2 protein-coding genes are annotated in these 1,059 nt (G+C 65.4%); one reads left to right on the top strand and one right to left on the bottom strand.

Features of this window, described 5'->3' with window-relative positions:
- The coding region (locus QMK24_RS41285; protein WP_283472058.1) for a sigma-70 family RNA polymerase sigma factor at nucleotides 1-422 on the bottom strand (422 nt) is incomplete at its 3' end.
- 327 nt (nucleotides 423-749) lie between these two features.
- Between QMK24_RS41285 and QMK24_RS41280 the strand changes: the two genes are divergently transcribed.
- Nucleotides 750-920, top strand: coding sequence for a hydrophobic protein (locus tag QMK24_RS41280; protein WP_283472057.1), 171 nt, complete (start codon nucleotides 750-752; stop codon nucleotides 918-920).
- Nucleotides 921-1,059 lie beyond the last annotated feature (139 nt).

Here is a 1,059-nt window from a genome sequence, read left to right as displayed (position 1 = left end):
AGCCGGCGCGGCACGTGGACGGCCCAGCTGGTGTCGCGGAAGAACCGCTTGATCTCCCCCGAAATGTAGGGGACGGCGAAGGTAGTGAACTCCACCTCGCGCGACAGCTCGAACCGGTCGATCGCCTTGATCAACCCGATGATCCCGACCTGAACAATGTCCTCAGTGGGCTCCGGCCGGTTACGAAAACGCCGGGCCACGAAGGCGACCAGGGACATGTTCATCTCGATGAGGGAGTGGCGCGCGTACTGGTACTCCCGCGTCCCCTCCTCCAACGCCTGCAGGCGGTCGAAGAACAGCCTCGACATCTCCCGAGCATCCTTCGGCGCCATCTTCCCCGCCTCCTCGATCCACGGCAGCTCCACCCCCGCCGCAGGCGACGCGCCGGCGGAAGCCTGCGAGCGGACCATCGACACTGCCATGTTGCTGTTCATGAAGGACTCCTCACCCGCACACCGGACCGAATCTGACACTCCCCATACCCCCCATTATCGACCCGCACACCAGGCAATTTCCGGGACCCACAGCCCACGCCTGCGGGACGATCACACCGAATCCCACGGCACCGAACCATCCAGCCCGCGGCCGCAACGCGACGGCCGGGCCAGGATCCGCGATCGTCGCGAGCACCGGCGAAGCGCGCGACGACGCGCGCGACCAGGCCACGCCCGCACCGAGACGATCTTGGAATATTCGTGCGCATGCGCAGTCGACCAGGGGGCAGACGTCAGCTCGGAGGTAATCAAACTATGGGTCCCCTGCTTCTTGTTCTGCTTCTCGCGCTGATCCTGTTCGGCGCCGGCTTCGCCCTGAAAATCCTATGGTGGGTCGCGGTCATCGTGCTGATCGTGTGGGTACTGGGCTTCGTCATGCGCGGCACCCACTCCAGCGGCAGCCGCCACCGCTGGTACCGCTGGTGACCTGACACCTTTCAGGACACCCCCAGATATGTGTGGCCCGCCGGGATCCCCGGCGGGCCACACACACGTCCCGAGCCACTCCCCGTGAGCGCGACGTTCACAGCAGAACGGGTCAACAAAACCCACAAGGGCAGACCCC

Origin of the sequence: Streptomyces sp. PH10-H1 (assembly GCF_030063355.1) — a bacterium.
Taxonomy (GTDB): Bacteria; Actinomycetota; Actinomycetes; order Streptomycetales; family Streptomycetaceae; genus Actinacidiphila.
The sequence above is the reverse complement of the archived record's forward strand: the minus strand, read 5'-3'. Positions and strand labels throughout refer to the sequence as shown.